Source organism: Streptomyces sp. NPDC021115, assembly GCF_044333065.1.
In the GTDB taxonomy this organism is placed as follows: Bacteria; Actinomycetota; Actinomycetes; order Streptomycetales; family Streptomycetaceae; genus Streptomyces.
Window position 1 is genome coordinate 165,792 of the sequence record NZ_JBIRQF010000017.1, and the last position, 13,710, is coordinate 179,501.

The window sequence follows — 13,710 nt, forward strand, 5'->3', positions numbered from 1 at the left end:
CAGTTTGAATCGTAAGCCCGCCGAAACACGGCTGACAAGAGCTCGTACGCGACCATCCTGCGCCCTCGGCACGGGTTCGGCACCGCGTCGGCGCGGGCACGGCGAAGCCCCCGGCGGAAGATCCGCCGGGGGCAGGAACGACCGGGCCGCTCAGCGCGTCAGGTGGCGACCATCCGTACGCAGGCGCCCTCGATCAGGTCACTGATCTCCGCCAGCGGCGTCGGGCCCGACGGCCGGTACCAGCGCCAGACGCTGACGATCAGGCCGAGCACACCCGCGCCCAGCAGCTGTGCGTCCCGCAGCGGGAACACACCCTGGGACATGCCCTTGACCAGCAGGTTCATCCAGTCCCGCTCGACGAGCTGAACCAGCTGACGGGCCTCGACGCGCTCGGCCTCCTCCCGCTTGGACTTGCGCGGGCCGGAGAGCAGATCCATGTGGTTGTGGAGGATGCGCATCTGGAGGATCTCGTGGTCGGAGACGTCGTACGCCGCCCGCACGGCCGCCCGGAGCGCCTCGACCGGGTCCGTGACGTCCGCGGTCGCCTCCGTGAACTTGTCGTGGGACCGCTGGAGCTCCAGCCGCATGATGGTGAGCAGACAGTGGGTCTTGGACTCGAAGTAGTGGTACAGCGCCGTCTGCCCGATGCCGACCCGCTCCGCCACTGTCGACCACTTGGTGGCCTCGAAACCCGTCTCCCCGAAGCAGTCGACGGCGGCCGCCAGAATGGCGGCGCGCTTGGACCTCGGTCCCGCTTCCGGTTCAGCCCTAGTCGCCATGACCCCTTCTCCTGGCCGCCGTCCACCTCGTCGGTACCCGAGAGTAGCCCCAAGCTGAACTCAGTTGCCAATTGACACCGGAGAAGGTCAGCCGCCGGGGGCGGGGGGCGGGAAGTCGGGCGGCCGTTTGCCCAGGAAGGCGGCGACGCCCTCCCGGCCCGTTTCGGAAGCGGCCGCGGCGGCGATCGCACGGGCCTCCCGGTCCAGGTGCGGGCCGAGGCCGTCGGTGAGTCCGGCGGCGACGAGACGGCGGGTGGCGCCGAAGGCGGCGGTCGGTCCGCGGCGCAGCGCACCGGCCGTGTGCACGGCCTCCGCGGCCAGCCGGTCGGGGGCGACGACCCGGCTCACCAGCCCGATGTCCGCGGCTTCCGCAGCCAGGACGCGGCGATTGGTCAGCAGCAGGTCCAGGGCCCGCTTGGGGCCGACGAGACGGGGCAGGAACCAGCTGACCCCGGCGTCCGGTGAGTAGCCGATGCCCGTGTACGCGGCGGTGAAGGAGGCGGTGTCGGCGGCGAGGGTCACATCGGCGGACGCGGCCAGGCCGAGCCCCGCGCCCGCGACGGCTCCCTGTACGGCGGCCACCACGGGCGCATCGCCCGCCGCGAGGGTGCGCAGCGCGTCGTGGAGCGCGTCGGTCACCGCGGTGAGGTGCTGCTCCAGCGCCGCGCCGGAGAGCCGGGAGAACTCCCTGAGGTCGCCGCCGACGCAGAAGGACTTCCCCTCCCCCGTCAGCAGGACGGCCCGTACGCCCTCCGCCGCGCAGGTCCGTGCCGCGTCCAGCAGTGCCCGCGCCATGTCCAGGTCGATGGCATTGCCCGCCTCGCCACGGCGCAGGGTGAGCTGGGCCAGACCGTCATCGATATCGAGGCCGACCCTCATCGCGCGGTCCATCCGCCGTCGACGGTCAGGATCTGCCCGGTGCAGTACGAGGAGGCGTCCGAGGCGAGGAACAGCAGCGCGCCGTCGAGTTCATGGCCGTCGCCGCCGCGCCGCAGCAGGGTGTTGCGTTCGACCCAGCGGGCGGAGCGCTCGTCGCCGAAGAGGTCGGCCGTCATCTCGGTGCGGAACCAGCCGGGGGCGAGCGCGTTGACGCGGGTTCCGCGCGGGCCCCACTGTCCGGCCAGCTCCCGGGTGAGCCCGATCAGCCCGGCCTTGGACGCGGAGTAGCTCGCGCCGCCGAGCGGCGTGGCGGTGACCAGGCCGAGGATGGAGGAGACGTTGATGATGCTGCGGCCCGGAGCGCCCTCGCCCGTGGGTGACTCCGCCACGAGCCGTGCCAGGTGAAAGGGCGCGGTGAGGTTGACGCCGAGGACGTCGGCGAAGGCGTCCGGGGATTCGTCCTCAGCGCGGGTCTCGCCGGGCGTGGCCGCGTTGTTGACCAGGATGTCGACGCGTCCGGTGGCGGCGCGCGCGGTCTCGACGAGCCGCGTACGGTCGGCGTCCCGTGAGACGTCGCAGGCGACGGGGTGGATGCGTGCGTCGGAATCGGCGAGTTCCTTCAGCCGGTCCAGGCGCCGGGCGGCGGCGAACACGGTCGCGCCCGCCTGCGCGAGGACGGCGGCAAAGCGTGCGCCGAGCCCGGCGGAGGCGCCGGTGACCAGGGCCGTCCTGCCCTGGAGCGAGAACAGCCCGGCTGGGGGGCGCGGCGCGCTCATGCGTCCACCCCGATCGGCAGGGCGGTCGCGCCGCCGTCGAGCACCAGGGTCTGGCCGGTCATCCAGGAGGAGGCGTCGGAGGCCAGGAACAGCGCGGCCTGGGCCACGTCCTCCACTGTGCCGAGGCGCCGCAGCGGCAGTTTGGCGGTGAGGATCGGCTCGCGGACCTCCCACACCGCCCGCGCCAGCTCGGTCTTGATCAGCCCGGGGGCGATGGCGTTGACGCGGGCGCGGGGCCCGAGTTCGTAGGCGAGCTGCCGGGTCATGTGCAGCATGGCGGCCTTGGTCGCGTTGTAGTAGCCGATGTGCGGATCGACGACGAGCCCGCCGACGGAGGAGATGTTGACCACCGCTCCCCCGTGCTCGGCCATCCATGCCCGCCAGGCGTACCGGGTCCAGGCGATCATGCCGTACTGGTTGACGCGGACCGTCTTCTCCGCACGCGGCAGGTCCAGATCGAGCAGATCGCCGTGGTACGGGTTGGTGGCCGCGTTGTTGACGAGCACGTCGAGGCGGCCGAAGCGGGACATGGTCTCCTCGACGCAACGCTCGGCCTGCTCCGGTTCACCGGCGTTGGCCACCACGGTGTGGATCTCGCCGTCGCCCTTGACACGCAGCAGCTCCTCGCGCGCCCCGGCGAGTCCGGCCGCTTTGCGGGCCGCGATCACCACGTGTGCTCCGGCCGCCCGGTAGGCGGTGGCGATGCCGAGGCCGATGCCGCGGGATCCGCCGGTGATGACGGCCACTTTGCCGTCGAGGCTGTTGGCGCTCACGCTGCCCCCGTCGTCCGGTCGGTCTTCTTCTTGTATGGAGCGAGTTCCTGGCGCGCCACGGTCCGCAAGTGCACTTCGTCGGGGCCGTCGGCGATGCGCAGCGCCCGGGTGATGGCGTACAGCCGGGCCAGTACGGTGTCGTCGCTGACGCCCGCCGCGCCGTGAGCCTGCACCGCGCGGTCGACCACCTTGTGGGCCACCTCCAGCGCCGCGACCTTGATGGCGGCCACCTCCATGCGGGCGGCGGCGTTGCCGACGGTGTCCATCAGCCAGGCCGACTTGAAGACGAGGAGACGCAGCTGCTCGATCTCGATGCGGCTGCGGGCGATCCACTCCCGGACCACGCCCCGGTCGGCGAGGGGCCCGCCGAAGGCGGTGCGTGTGGTGACGCGCTCGCACATCAACTGGAGGGCGCGCTCGGCGAACCCCACGGCGCGCATCGCGTAGTGCATTCGCCCGGGTCCCAGCCGTCCCTGGGCGAGTGCGAAGCCCTCGCCCTCGCCGCCGAGGATGTTCGCGACCGGTACGCGGACGTCCTCGAAGAGCACATCGCCGTGTCCGAGCCGGTCGGTGTAGCCGAACATGGGCAGATCGCGCAGGATGGTGACGCCCGGGGTGTCCCGGGGGATGAGCAGCATGCTCTGCTGCCGGTAGCTGGGCGCGTCCGGGTCCGTCTTGCCCATCAGGATGATCAGCTTGCAGTCGGGGTCGAGGATCCCGGAGGTGTACCACTTGCGGCCGTTGACGACGTATTGGCCGCCGTCGCGGGTGATGCGGGTGCGGATGTTGCGGGCGTCGGAGCTGGCGACCTCTGGCTCGGTCATGGCGAAGCACGAGCGGATCTCCGCGTCAAGCAGGGGGCGCAGCCAGCGCTCCTGCTGCTCGGGGGATCCGTACAGCGCGAGGAGTTCCATGTTGCCGGTGTCGGGCGCCGAGCAGTTGAACACCTCGGGGCCGATGATGGAGCGCCCGGCCAGTTCCATGAGCGGCGCGTATTCGAGGTTGGTGAGCCCCGCGCCCCAGTCGCCGTGTGCCATGAAGAGGTTCCACAGGCCCTCGGCGCGGGCCTTCTCCTTCAGCCCGGCCATCACCGGCGGCAGCGCGTGCGGGTCGTCCGCTTCGGCCAGCTGCCGGTCGTACACCGCTTCCGCGGGGAGGACGTGCTGCTCCATGAACGACCTTATGCGGTCTTGGAGTTCACTCGCCCGGGGCGAGAATCCGAAGTCCACGATTGCTCCTGTTCAATGGGGCGATCAGCCGAGAATGTCGCGCGCCGTGCGGATCATCGCGGCGATGGTGGGCGGCAGGCGCTCCTGGTCCGGGTCGTGGTGCTTGCCCTCGCGGTGGCGGCGCAGATTGTGGCCCATGATCGCGGCCATCTTCATGCGGCCGAGCGCCCGGAACCAGTCCATCGCGGGCAGCGCGGGCCCGCCGTCGCGATAGGTGTCCAGCAGGTCAATCTCGCCGGGCAGGCCGGGCACGGGCCGCCCCAGCCGGGGGAAGTTGCGGTGGTCGGCGAAGAGCAGGAACCAGCCGAGGTCGATCCGCGGGTCGCCGACGCTCCAGATCTCCCAGTCGACGACGGCGACGGCGCGCTCGTCCGCGCACAGCACATTGCCGAGCCGGAAGTCCCCGTGCAGCAGCACCGGCGGGAGGCCGCTCGGTACGCCATCGGCGAGACGTACCAGCAGCTCCTCCCCGCCGGGCCGCAGTTCGGTGGGAACGGCACGCAGGGTGCGGCTCCATCGCTCCAGCTCGCCCGAGGGGTCGAGCGGTGCGGGCGCGTCGAGCCCGGGCGCTCCGACGTCGGTGGTGTGGAGCCGCCGCAGTACGGAGGCGATCTCCAGCATCCGGGCGCGGGACGTCGCGGCGGGTACGTCGTGCTCGTCGAGTACCGGCTCGACGGCCTCACCGGTCGCGAAGTCCATGGCGAACCAGGCCGGTTGGGTCTCGTCGACGGCCACGACGCCCGGTACCGGCACCGTGGACCCGGCCAGCGCGCCCAGCACCCGGGCCTGGCGCAGCACGTCGTTGCGTCCGACGGGCCGCTGCCCGGGCGGCACCGCCTTGACGACGTACCGGGCGTCTCCCGCCGTGACCGCGTACGTCAGCCCCGAGTGGCCGCCCGGCAGTACGGTCAGCTCGCCGATCGCCTCGCCGGGGTGGTGGCGGGCGAGCCGGTCGCGGACCCGGGCGGTCAGCTCCCGCCCTTCGGTGGCCGTGCTCATCGGACGGGCTCCTTGGGCAGGCCGAGGACGCGTTCGGCGAGGATGGTGCGCTGGATCTCGTCGGTGCCGCCCGCGATGCTGTAGCCGGGGGCGCCGAGCAGATGTTCCGTCCAGGCGTAGGTGCCCCACTCCCCCGTGTCCGCCACGAGGCTGGGGCCCAGCAGTTCGGCCACCAGGTCGCTGGTGCGGCGCATGGTCTCGGTGGCGTACAGCTTGCCGACCGATGCCTCCGCGCCGGGCTCGCGCCCGGCGACGAGGGCGGCGGTCACCCGCAGTCCGATGAGGCGCTGGACGAGGGTGCGGATGTGGAGGTCGGCGGCCCGCTGCTGTTCGCCGCCGGTGAGGGGGCGGGACAGGTGTGCGGCGAGGTCCACCGCCCGGTCGGCGTTGTCCAGGCCGAGGCTCCCGGAGTCGAGCCGTTCGGCGGCCAGCACGCTGAGCGTGACCCGCCAGCCCTCGCCGACCGGACCGAGCCGGTCGGTGTCGGGCACGGTCACGCCGTCGAGGTAGACCTCGTTGAAGCTGGTGCCACCGGTCATCTGCCGGATGGGCCGTACGGTGACGCCGGGCGCGTCCATGCGCACCAGGAAGACGGTGATGCCCGCGTGTTTGCGCACCGCCGGATCGGTGCGGCACACCGCGACGCCCCAGGTGGCGACGCGGGCCCCGGAGGTCCACACCTTGTGCCCGGTCAGCACCCAGCTGTCGCCTTCGCGCACGGCCTTGGTGCGCACCGCGGCGAGGTCGGATCCGGCCTCGGTCTCCGAGAACAGCTGGCAGGCCAGCTCGTCGGTCCGCAGCATGGGCCGCAGCCAGCGCCGTTTCTGCTCCTCGGTGCCCCAGAGGGCGATGGCGGGAGCGACGAGCGCCTGCGTCACCGGGAAGATCTCGGGGCGGTGCGGTACGTCGAAGGCCGCTTCCTCGACGCGGTAGAGCTGCTCGTAGTACGCGGGCAGGCCCCGGCCGCCGTACGCCTCCTCCCAGTGCAGCGCGGACCACCCCTGGTCGTAGCGGGTGCGTTCCCAGTCCTGGACGCGGGCGGTGTGTTCGCGCTCCTCCTCCTCGGTCCAGTTGTCGAACACGGCGACGGAGTCGGAGCCGCTGCCCCACTCCCCGTCGGCGGCGCGCCGGCGGGCGACGGTGCCGAGCCACTGCCGGGCCCGGGCGCGGAACTCCTCGGGTTCCGGGATGCCGCTCATCTTCTCTGCCACCTCCTTTCGGCGGGACGTTCCAGCGGACCTTTCAGCGGGCCCCTCAGCGGGACAGCACCGTGCAGGCGCTCACCCCGGGGGCTCCGTACACATGGGTGAAGCCGACGCGGGGGCGGTCCGGGACCTGGCGTTCACCGGCTCGTCCGCGCAACTGCTGGACGACCTCGTAGACCTGGCGCAGTCCCGAGGCTCCGATGGGTTCGCCGTTGGCGATGCAGCCGCCGTCGGTGTTGACCGGCAGCGTTCCGCCGATTCCGGTGGCGCCCGAGGCGACCAGTCGCTCCTGCTCTCCGTCCGCGCAGAATCCGCACTCGGCCAGGTGCATGACCTCGGCGCCGCTCTCGGTGTCCTGCAACTGGCACACGTCGACGTCGCGGGGGCCGAGCCCCGCCTCCTCGAAGGCGGCGGCCGAGGCGTCACGGCTGACGCTGGTCAGCTCGCCCGCGGGGATCCACGGGCTGAAGACTTCGAACGAGCCGAAGCGCCGGGTACGGACGGCCGCCGAGCGCAGGGCGACCGGCGGGCCCTCCATGGTGCGGGCGGCCTCCGGGGAGCAGAGCACCAGTGCGGCCGCGCCCGCGCCCGGAGAGCAGAACATGAAGCGGGTCAGTGGGTCGCTGACCATGCCGGAGCCGAGGACCTCCTCGGCGGACAGCGGCTTCCGGCGCCACGCATCAGGGGTCAGGGCACCGTTGTGGTACGCCTTCTCGGCGACCAGGGCGAGGGTCCGCGGGGTGATCTGGTGGTCGTGCATATAGCGCTGGATCTTCATGCCGAAGAACTGGGTGGTCACCATCAGCCCGTCGCTGCCGTATTCCGCTCCCAGGCCCCAGTCCTCCGGCCTCGGGTCGAAGGCGCCGCGCGGGTGCTTGTCGAAACCGACGGCGAGGACGACGTCCGCCATGCCGGAGCGGATCGCGTTGACGGCGGAGATCAGCGCACTGCCGCCGGTGGCGCAGCCGTTCTTGACGTTGACGAACGGCAGCCCGGTCAGGCCGAGTTCGGACACCAGGGTGTCGGCGAGACCCGCGCTGTCGCTGCCACCGAACGCGGCCCGCACCCGCGACCACGCGATTCCCGCGTCCGCCAGGGCGGCGTTCACCGCGCCGACGGCCAGTTGGCGGCCGGTCGCCTCGGACCGGCCGAAGGGGGTGCGCCCGGCGCCGCAGATCAGGACATCGGTGCTCACGCGTTCTCCTCGCCGCGGGCGGTGGGCCTGGCCCGTGGGACGCCGGGACCGGCGGTCACGGTGAGGGGCATGCCGATGCGGATGGCGTCGAGGTGGTCGACGTCGAGGACGGCGGCCACCCGCACGCCCTCCACCAGCTCGACGTAGCCGAGCGCGAACGGTACGAAGCCTCCGGGCGGGGCCTGGTAGGGCGGCGACTTGGGGGCGTACCGCTGCACCGTCCAGGTCCACAGCGTGCCCGCGCCCCGGAGGGTCGTGGCATCGGCGGGCTCCCCGCAGCGCGGGCAGGTGTCCTCCGGGGGACAGACTGTCACCGCGCAGCGGGAGCAGCGTGAGCCCTGGAGCCCGGCGGACTCCGGACTCCGCACCTCGGTGGCCATCCGGATCAGCGTCCCTGCCACTTGGGCTCGCGCTTCTCCAGGAACGCCGACACGCCCTCGTTCGCGTCTTCGGAGTTGAGCGCCACGCCCACGGCGAGGTGTTCCATCACCATCAGCGACTGGGTGTCGGCGTCCAGGCTGCGGTCGATCGTCATCTTGGTGAGCCACATGGTGAAGGGGCTCTTGTCGGTGAGGTTTCCGATGAACTCCTCGACCGTCGCGTCCAGTTCAGCGGCCGGTGCGGACATGTTGATGAGCCCGAACTCGGCGGCCTCGACGCCGGAGAGGAGCTTGCCGGTGAGCATCAGCTCCTTGGTCTTGCGGATGCCGATCATGCGCGGCACCCGGTAGATCGGCCCTGCTCCGCCGAACAGCGCGCGGCGGATGTGGAAGTCGCCGATCTTGGCGTCGTCGGCGGAGATGGCGAAGTCGCAGGAGATCATGATCTCGAAACCGCCGGCGGTGACGTGGCCTTCCAGCACGGCGACCGAGGGGGTCTTCATCGAGTAGAGGCGATCGCACACCTTCGCGGACTTCACCGCCACGTCGATCGCGTTCGACTTGCCGACGTATTCGGCCTTGAGGCTGTCGAGGTCGAAGCCCGAGCAGAACGTGCCACCGCGGCCGCGGACTACCAGGACCCGCAGCTCGGGGTCCTCGTCGACCTCGGTGATGATCTCGTCGAGCCGGTCCAGGATCGGCACGGTGACACAGTTCTTCTTCCACGGGCGGTTGAGCCACACCCGGGCGACATGGCCGTCACGCTCGAACTGGATCTCGTCTTCCACAGTCGTCATACCCTCACCCCTCGAAACTGAACTGAATTCACTACAACTCTGGAATCAGAAAGCGACCCTGTCAACCCCTTGATCGAGACCCACTAGAAGTTGATCAAACTGAACATGGTTCACCAGCGAGCCCGGCGCGCTCCGCGAGCCGGGTCCGGTGCCGGTCCGCCGTACCGAACAGCGCCTCGCCGCCGCGGGCACGGCGCACATACAGTTGCGCCGGATGCTCCCAGGTGAAGCCGATACCGCCGTGCAACTGGACGTACTCGGCCGTGGCCAGACGGAAGGTCTCGGAGCAGACCACGGCGGCGGCACAGGCGGCCACCGGCAACTGCTCCCGGGCGGCGACGGCACAGGCCGTCGCGTACGCCGATGCCGAGCGCGCGGCTTCCAGCGCCACCAGCACATCGGCCAGCCGGTGCTTGACGGCCTGGAAGGAGCCGATGGGCCGCCCGAACTGGTGGCGCTGGGCGACGAACGCGACGGTGGCGTCCAGCGCGTGGCCGCTGCCCCCGACCTGTTCGGCCGCCAGCGCGACCCGCCCGAGGTCCAGGGTCGCCGAGACCGTGCTTTCGGCACCTTCCTCCGACCCCACCGGGGTGGCCGGTGCGCCCCGGAACTCCAGCAGCGCCTGACGGCGGGTTCCGTCCAGCACGCGGCGCGGCGTCCGCGGGCAGGTAGCGGGGTCCGGTTCACAGGCGAACAGCCGGGGTCCGGCGGGCGTTCCGGCCCGCACGACGACCAGGTCCGCACCGGCCCCGTCGAGCACGAAGTCCGCCCGTCCGCGCAGCACCCATCCGGCGCTCCCGCGCTCGGCGGTGACACCTGGCCCGTCCTCGTCGAATCCGGCCACCGTCGCGGTCAGCGCGCCCTCGGCGATCCGGGGCAGATAGCGCTCGCACGCCGCACGGTCGCCGCTGCCCAGCAGGGCATGCGCGGCCAGGACCACCGTGGGCAGCAGCGGCGCGCAGCACAGGGCCCGCCCGGCTTCCTCCAGGGCGACCGCCAGCTCGGCGAAGGTGAAGCCCGACCCGCCGTACTCCTCAGGAACGGCCAGCCCATGCACCCCGATCTCGCCCGCGAGCCGCGCCCAGAGCGCTTCGTCGTGTCCGCGTGGTGTGGCCAGGTGTTCGCGGACGCCGTCCGGGCCGCTCGCCTCGGCGAAGAGGTCCCGCAGGACAGTACGCAGCTGCCGCTGCTCGTCCGTTTCGGACAGCAGCCGGGGGGCGATCTCGGGGTGGCGAGGGCGCATCGGGACTCCATCGTGCTCGTACGACGGCATGGACCGTCGAATGCAAGAATTGAACTCGATTCATTACGCTAGGCAGTGAATCCGGACCGGGCAAGAGCCGCACCGACCCCGACCACCCCCACGACCCTCTGTCGAACTCACTTCAACTCCGTTACCGTGGCGGCTGTGACCCGACACGACCTGGGACGGTGACGATGAGGGCATTGCGGCTCACTGCATGGGGTGAGCCCCCGGCGCTGGTCGACATCGAGCAACCCGTCCCCCGTGGCGCGCAGGTCCTGGTGCGGGTCGAAGCCACCGGGCTGTGCCACTCCGATCTGCATGTCCTCGACGCGGCCGCCGGGGCGCTCCCCTACCGGCTGCCGTTCACGCTCGGCCACGAGGTCGCCGGGCGGGTCGCGGTCCTGGGGCCCGAGGCCGACGGGGTCGGCGTGGGTGAGCGCGTGGTGGTCTACGGACCGTGGGGCTGTGGGTCCTGCGGCCGTTGTTCCGCGGGCTGCGACAACTACTGCGACCGGCGCGACACGCTCCCCTGGCACGGCGCGGGCCTTGGCCGGGACGGCGGAATGGCCGCGTACGTCCTCGTACCGTCCGCGCGCCATCTGGTGCCGGTCGGCGACCTGACGTCCGAACAGGCGGCCCCGCTCTCCGACGCGGGGCTGACCTCGTACCACGCCGTCGCCGGGCTCCGGCACGCGCTCGGGGAGGGCACCACCGCCGTCGTCATCGGCATCGGCGGCCTCGGCCACCTGGCGGTGCAGATCCTCCGCGCGACCACGGCGTGCCGCGTGCTGGCGGTCGATGTCCGGGAGGACGCCCTGGCCCTCGCGGAGCGCTCGGGCGCCGCGTTCGCCACCCTGATGCGGGCGGACACCGCCGGTGGCTTGAGGGCACACGGCGGCGGCGCGGGAGCGGACGCCGTGCTCGACTTCGTCGGCACCGCGGAGACGCTGGCGCTCGCCGTCGGCGTGCTGCGGCCCGGTGGTGAACTCGCCGTGGTCGGCAGCGGAGGCGGCCATCTGACGGTCTCCAAGCCGGGCGTCCTCCCACCGGGCTTCCGGCTCTCGCTGCCCTTCTGGGGCCCCCGCCCCCAGCTCGCCGAGGTGATCGCGCTGGCCCGTTCGGGAGCGCTTCACGTCGCCACGGAGCGGTTTCCGCTGTCCGCCGCGCCGGAGGCCGTCCACCGGCTCCGCCGGGGAGATGTGCGGGGGCGGGCCGTACTGGTGCCCGACTGACCACGTTCAAAAGGAGAAGGGAAGCTCGGGATGCGCTTCGAAGGAAAGGTCGCGATCGTCACCGGCGGGGCCCGGGGCATGGGCGCCGCCCATGTCCGCGGGCTGGCCGCGGAAGGGGCCCGGGTCGCCGTCTGCGACCTGCTGGACGAGGAGGGAGCGGCGCTGGCCAGCGAACTCGACCATGCCCGGTACTGGCACCTCGACGTCACCGACGAGGCGCGATGGCGGTCCGTCGTCCGCGCGGTCGAGACCGCGTTCGGCCCCGTGGACATCCTGGTCAACAACGCGGGCATCATGCACTTCGGTGGCGTGGAGGAGCAGTCGCCCGAGCAGTTCCGCCAGATCCTCGACGTCAATCTGGTGGGCGCCTTCCTCGGCATGCACACCGTCGTTCCCGGCATGCGCGCCCGTGGCCACGGCGCGATCGTCAACGTCTCCTCGGCCGCGGGACTCATGGGCTTCGCCGGTGGCATCGGGTACGTGGCGAGCAAGTGGGGGGTGCGAGGGATGACCAAGGCCGCCGCGCTGGACGTGGCGGGCACGGGGGTCCGCATCAACTCCGTGCATCCGGGTGTCATCCGTACGTCCATGGGCGAAGGTGCCTCAGCCGAACTGTTCGCCCATCAGCCGGTGCCCCGCATCGGTGAGCCCGATGAGGTCACCCGCATGGTGCTCTTCCTCGCCTCCGACGACGCCTCCTACACCACGGGAGGCGAGTTCGCCGTCGACGGCGGCCAGACCATCGGGCACGTCGGCCGGGCCAATGCGGCGGACGAGGGCGGTGCATGACCGGGTCATCGCCGCCCGTCGTCCCTAGACGTCCTTGCGGACGGTGAACAGGGCACCGATCCCGATCAGGCAGACCGCCATCACGAAGAACGCCGGGGAGAGCAGGTTCCCCGTCCGCTGGACCAGGAAGGCCGCGATGTACGGAGCCGTACCGCCCGCGAGGACGGTGCCCACGTTGTACCCGATCGCCATGCCGGTGTACCGGACCCGGCGTTCGAACAGACGCGGCCACAGACTGGCCGCCGGGACCTGCACGAACGCGCTGCCCAGCATCAGGAGCAGATAGGCCAGGCCCGCCATGGCCAGGCTGTGGCGGCCCATGAGCGTCATCGCGGGGTAGGCCGTCACCAGGAAGACCAGCAGTCCCGCCAGCAGGACGCGACGGCACCCGAACCGGGCGGCGAGCCACCCGGCCGGCACCATCAGCAGCACGGTGACCAGCACGACCCCCGCGGTCAGCCAGAACACCTGCGTGGGGTCGTACCCCAGGTTCGAGGTCAGATAGATGCCGATGTACGTCAGCCCGAGGAAGATGGCACCGCCCTGCGCCATGGCCAGGCCGATGGACTGCAGCAGGGCGGTGCGATGGGTCGACAACACCTCCCGGACCGGCGCGGCGGGGAGGTCGGCCCGCTGCGCGGCCTCCTGGAACTCCGGGGTGTCCTCGATCCGCAGCCGGGCCCACAGGCAGACCAGGGTGAGTGGCACGGCCATCAGGAAGGGCAGCCGCCACCCCCAGCTGGCCATCTGGTCGGCGGTGGTGAGCGCGGAGATCGCCCCGGCCGTCATGGCCGCGAACACGAATCCGAGGTTGGACCCGATGGGGGTGACGGCACCGAGGAACGCCCTGCGCTGCGGCGGCGCCGACTCGTAGATGTAGGTGTAGGCGCCGACCGACTCGCCGCCCGAGGAAATTCCCTGCACCACGCGGATGAGGAACAACAGCACCGCGGCGAGCACACCGATCTGGTCGTAGGTCGGCAGCAGTCCCGTGATGCTGCTGGCCACGCCCATGCACAGTACCGAGGAGACCAGCGCCTTGCGACGGCCCCAACGGTCTCCGAGCCGCCCGAAGAAGACACCGCCGAGCGGTCGCACCACGAGGCCGGTGGCGAACACTGCGAGCGCCGCCAGCACCGAGGCCGTGGGATCGTCGCTCGGGAAGAACTGGGGGGCGATCGCCACGGCGAGATAGCCGTAGATGCTGAAATCGTAGTATTCGATCAAGGTGCCGATGCTTCCGGCGAGCATCGCGCGGCGCACCGTGCGGGGCGCGTACGGCGATGACGCCGCCCCCGGCGGGGCGGGCTGTTCCGTAGTGCTCATGATTCGGCTCTCCTTCCGAACGGCGCGATCCCGTTCCTTGCCGATGCCCGGAGACGGTACAGAACTGAACTCAGTACAGCTAGCCTGCGGACAGGGATTCCTCGG

Annotated in this window: 14 protein-coding genes; 2 read left to right on the forward strand and 12 right to left on the reverse strand. The window is 71.6% G+C overall.

What is annotated here, in order from left to right; all coding sequences use genetic code 11:
* Positions 1 to 158 precede the first annotated feature (158 nt).
* The 11 genes from ACH4TL_RS35765 to ACH4TL_RS35815 form a co-directional block, all read right to left on the reverse strand.
* On the reverse strand, positions 159 to 779 hold the full coding sequence (locus tag ACH4TL_RS35765; protein WP_398324888.1) for a TetR/AcrR family transcriptional regulator: 621 nt from the start codon (positions 777 to 779) through the stop codon (positions 159 to 161).
* An 87-nt stretch (positions 780 to 866) separates the two neighbouring features.
* On the reverse strand, positions 867 to 1,658 hold the full coding sequence (locus ACH4TL_RS35770; RefSeq protein WP_398324891.1) for an enoyl-CoA hydratase/isomerase family protein: 792 nt from the start codon (positions 1,656 to 1,658) through the stop codon (positions 867 to 869).
* Positions 1,655 to 2,434: an SDR family NAD(P)-dependent oxidoreductase gene (locus ACH4TL_RS35775; RefSeq protein ID WP_398324896.1), complete on the reverse strand. Its 780-nt coding sequence runs from the start codon at positions 2,432 to 2,434 to the stop codon at positions 1,655 to 1,657. The genes ACH4TL_RS35770 and ACH4TL_RS35775 overlap by 4 nt, the downstream gene beginning before the upstream one ends.
* The gene (locus ACH4TL_RS35780) at positions 2,431 to 3,207 is read right to left on the reverse strand and encodes an SDR family oxidoreductase (RefSeq protein ID WP_398324899.1); all 777 of its coding nucleotides are present in this window, start codon (positions 3,205 to 3,207) and stop codon (positions 2,431 to 2,433) included. The genes ACH4TL_RS35775 and ACH4TL_RS35780 overlap by 4 nt, the downstream gene beginning before the upstream one ends.
* Positions 3,204 to 4,436 carry an acyl-CoA dehydrogenase family protein gene (locus ACH4TL_RS35785; protein WP_398324902.1) on the reverse strand — a complete coding sequence of 411 codons (1,233 nt, stop codon included), beginning with the start codon at positions 4,434 to 4,436 and terminating at the stop codon, positions 3,204 to 3,206. Before ACH4TL_RS35785 ends, ACH4TL_RS35780 begins: the two co-directional genes overlap by 4 nt.
* A gap of 24 nt (positions 4,437 to 4,460) precedes the next feature.
* Positions 4,461 to 5,435 carry a phosphotransferase family protein gene (locus tag ACH4TL_RS35790; protein ID WP_398324905.1) on the reverse strand — a complete coding sequence of 325 codons (975 nt, stop codon included), beginning with the start codon at positions 5,433 to 5,435 and terminating at the stop codon, positions 4,461 to 4,463.
* Positions 5,432 to 6,634, reverse strand: a complete 1,203-nt coding sequence (locus tag ACH4TL_RS35795) for an acyl-CoA dehydrogenase family protein (protein WP_398324908.1) — start codon at positions 6,632 to 6,634, stop codon at positions 5,432 to 5,434. Before ACH4TL_RS35795 ends, ACH4TL_RS35790 begins: the two co-directional genes overlap by 4 nt.
* Before the next feature lie 55 nt (positions 6,635 to 6,689).
* A complete protein-coding gene (locus ACH4TL_RS35800; protein ID WP_398324912.1) occupies positions 6,690 to 7,835 on the reverse strand; it encodes a thiolase family protein in 1,146 nt (381 codons plus the stop codon).
* On the reverse strand, positions 7,832 to 8,215 hold the full coding sequence (locus tag ACH4TL_RS35805; protein ID WP_398324915.1) for a Zn-ribbon domain-containing OB-fold protein: 384 nt from the start codon (positions 8,213 to 8,215) through the stop codon (positions 7,832 to 7,834). Before ACH4TL_RS35805 ends, ACH4TL_RS35800 begins: the two co-directional genes overlap by 4 nt.
* A 5-nt stretch (positions 8,216 to 8,220) precedes the next feature.
* Positions 8,221 to 9,012, reverse strand: a complete 792-nt coding sequence (locus ACH4TL_RS35810; RefSeq protein ID WP_398324918.1) for an enoyl-CoA hydratase/isomerase family protein — start codon at positions 9,010 to 9,012, stop codon at positions 8,221 to 8,223.
* A 94-nt stretch (positions 9,013 to 9,106) separates the two neighbouring features.
* Complete coding sequence (locus ACH4TL_RS35815) at positions 9,107 to 10,255, reverse strand: acyl-CoA dehydrogenase family protein (protein WP_398324921.1); 1,149 nt, start codon at positions 10,253 to 10,255, stop codon at positions 9,107 to 9,109.
* 194 nt (positions 10,256 to 10,449) lie between these two features.
* Here ACH4TL_RS35815 and ACH4TL_RS35820 point away from each other — a divergent pair, with 194 nt between their 5' ends.
* Together ACH4TL_RS35820 and ACH4TL_RS35825 are read left to right on the forward strand one after the other, a co-directional pair.
* Positions 10,450 to 11,490 carry an NAD(P)-dependent alcohol dehydrogenase gene (locus ACH4TL_RS35820; RefSeq protein WP_398324924.1) on the forward strand — a complete coding sequence of 347 codons (1,041 nt, stop codon included), beginning with the start codon at positions 10,450 to 10,452 and terminating at the stop codon, positions 11,488 to 11,490.
* A gap of 30 nt (positions 11,491 to 11,520) precedes the next feature.
* Entirely contained in the window at positions 11,521 to 12,279 is a 759-nt protein-coding gene (locus tag ACH4TL_RS35825; protein ID WP_398324928.1) for an SDR family oxidoreductase, read from the forward strand.
* A 24-nt stretch (positions 12,280 to 12,303) separates the two neighbouring features.
* On the opposite strand, the gene ACH4TL_RS35830 is transcribed toward ACH4TL_RS35825, so the two are convergent.
* On the reverse strand, positions 12,304 to 13,605 hold the full coding sequence (locus ACH4TL_RS35830) for an MFS transporter (RefSeq protein WP_398324931.1): 1,302 nt from the start codon (positions 13,603 to 13,605) through the stop codon (positions 12,304 to 12,306).
* Positions 13,606 to 13,710 lie beyond the last annotated feature (105 nt).

What these genes read in the sequence shown, in the direction of transcription:
- ACH4TL_RS35825 (WP_398324928.1), top strand. Translation starts at nt 11,521, where the DNA reads ATGCGCTTCGAAGGAAAGGTCGCGATCGTCACCGGCGGGGCCCGGGGC.
- ACH4TL_RS35775 (WP_398324896.1), bottom strand. Translation starts at nt 2,434, where the DNA reads ATGAGCGCGCCGCGCCCCCCAGCCGGGCTGTTCTCGCTCCAGGGCAGG.
- ACH4TL_RS35765 (WP_398324888.1), bottom strand. Translation starts at nt 779, where the DNA reads ATGGCGACTAGGGCTGAACCGGAAGCGGGACCGAGGTCCAAGCGCGCC.
- ACH4TL_RS35770 (WP_398324891.1), bottom strand. Translation starts at nt 1,658, where the DNA reads ATGAGGGTCGGCCTCGATATCGATGACGGTCTGGCCCAGCTCACCCTG.
- ACH4TL_RS35820 (WP_398324924.1), top strand. Translation starts at nt 10,450, where the DNA reads ATGAGGGCATTGCGGCTCACTGCATGGGGTGAGCCCCCGGCGCTGGTC.
- ACH4TL_RS35795 (WP_398324908.1), bottom strand. Translation starts at nt 6,634, where the DNA reads ATGAGCGGCATCCCGGAACCCGAGGAGTTCCGCGCCCGGGCCCGGCAG.
- ACH4TL_RS35810 (WP_398324918.1), bottom strand. Translation starts at nt 9,012, where the DNA reads ATGACGACTGTGGAAGACGAGATCCAGTTCGAGCGTGACGGCCATGTC.
- ACH4TL_RS35805 (WP_398324915.1), bottom strand. Translation starts at nt 8,215, where the DNA reads ATGGCCACCGAGGTGCGGAGTCCGGAGTCCGCCGGGCTCCAGGGCTCA.
- ACH4TL_RS35790 (WP_398324905.1), bottom strand. Translation starts at nt 5,435, where the DNA reads ATGAGCACGGCCACCGAAGGGCGGGAGCTGACCGCCCGGGTCCGCGAC.
- ACH4TL_RS35830 (WP_398324931.1), bottom strand. Translation starts at nt 13,605, where the DNA reads ATGAGCACTACGGAACAGCCCGCCCCGCCGGGGGCGGCGTCATCGCCG.
- ACH4TL_RS35815 (WP_398324921.1), bottom strand. Translation starts at nt 10,255, where the DNA reads ATGCGCCCTCGCCACCCCGAGATCGCCCCCCGGCTGCTGTCCGAAACG.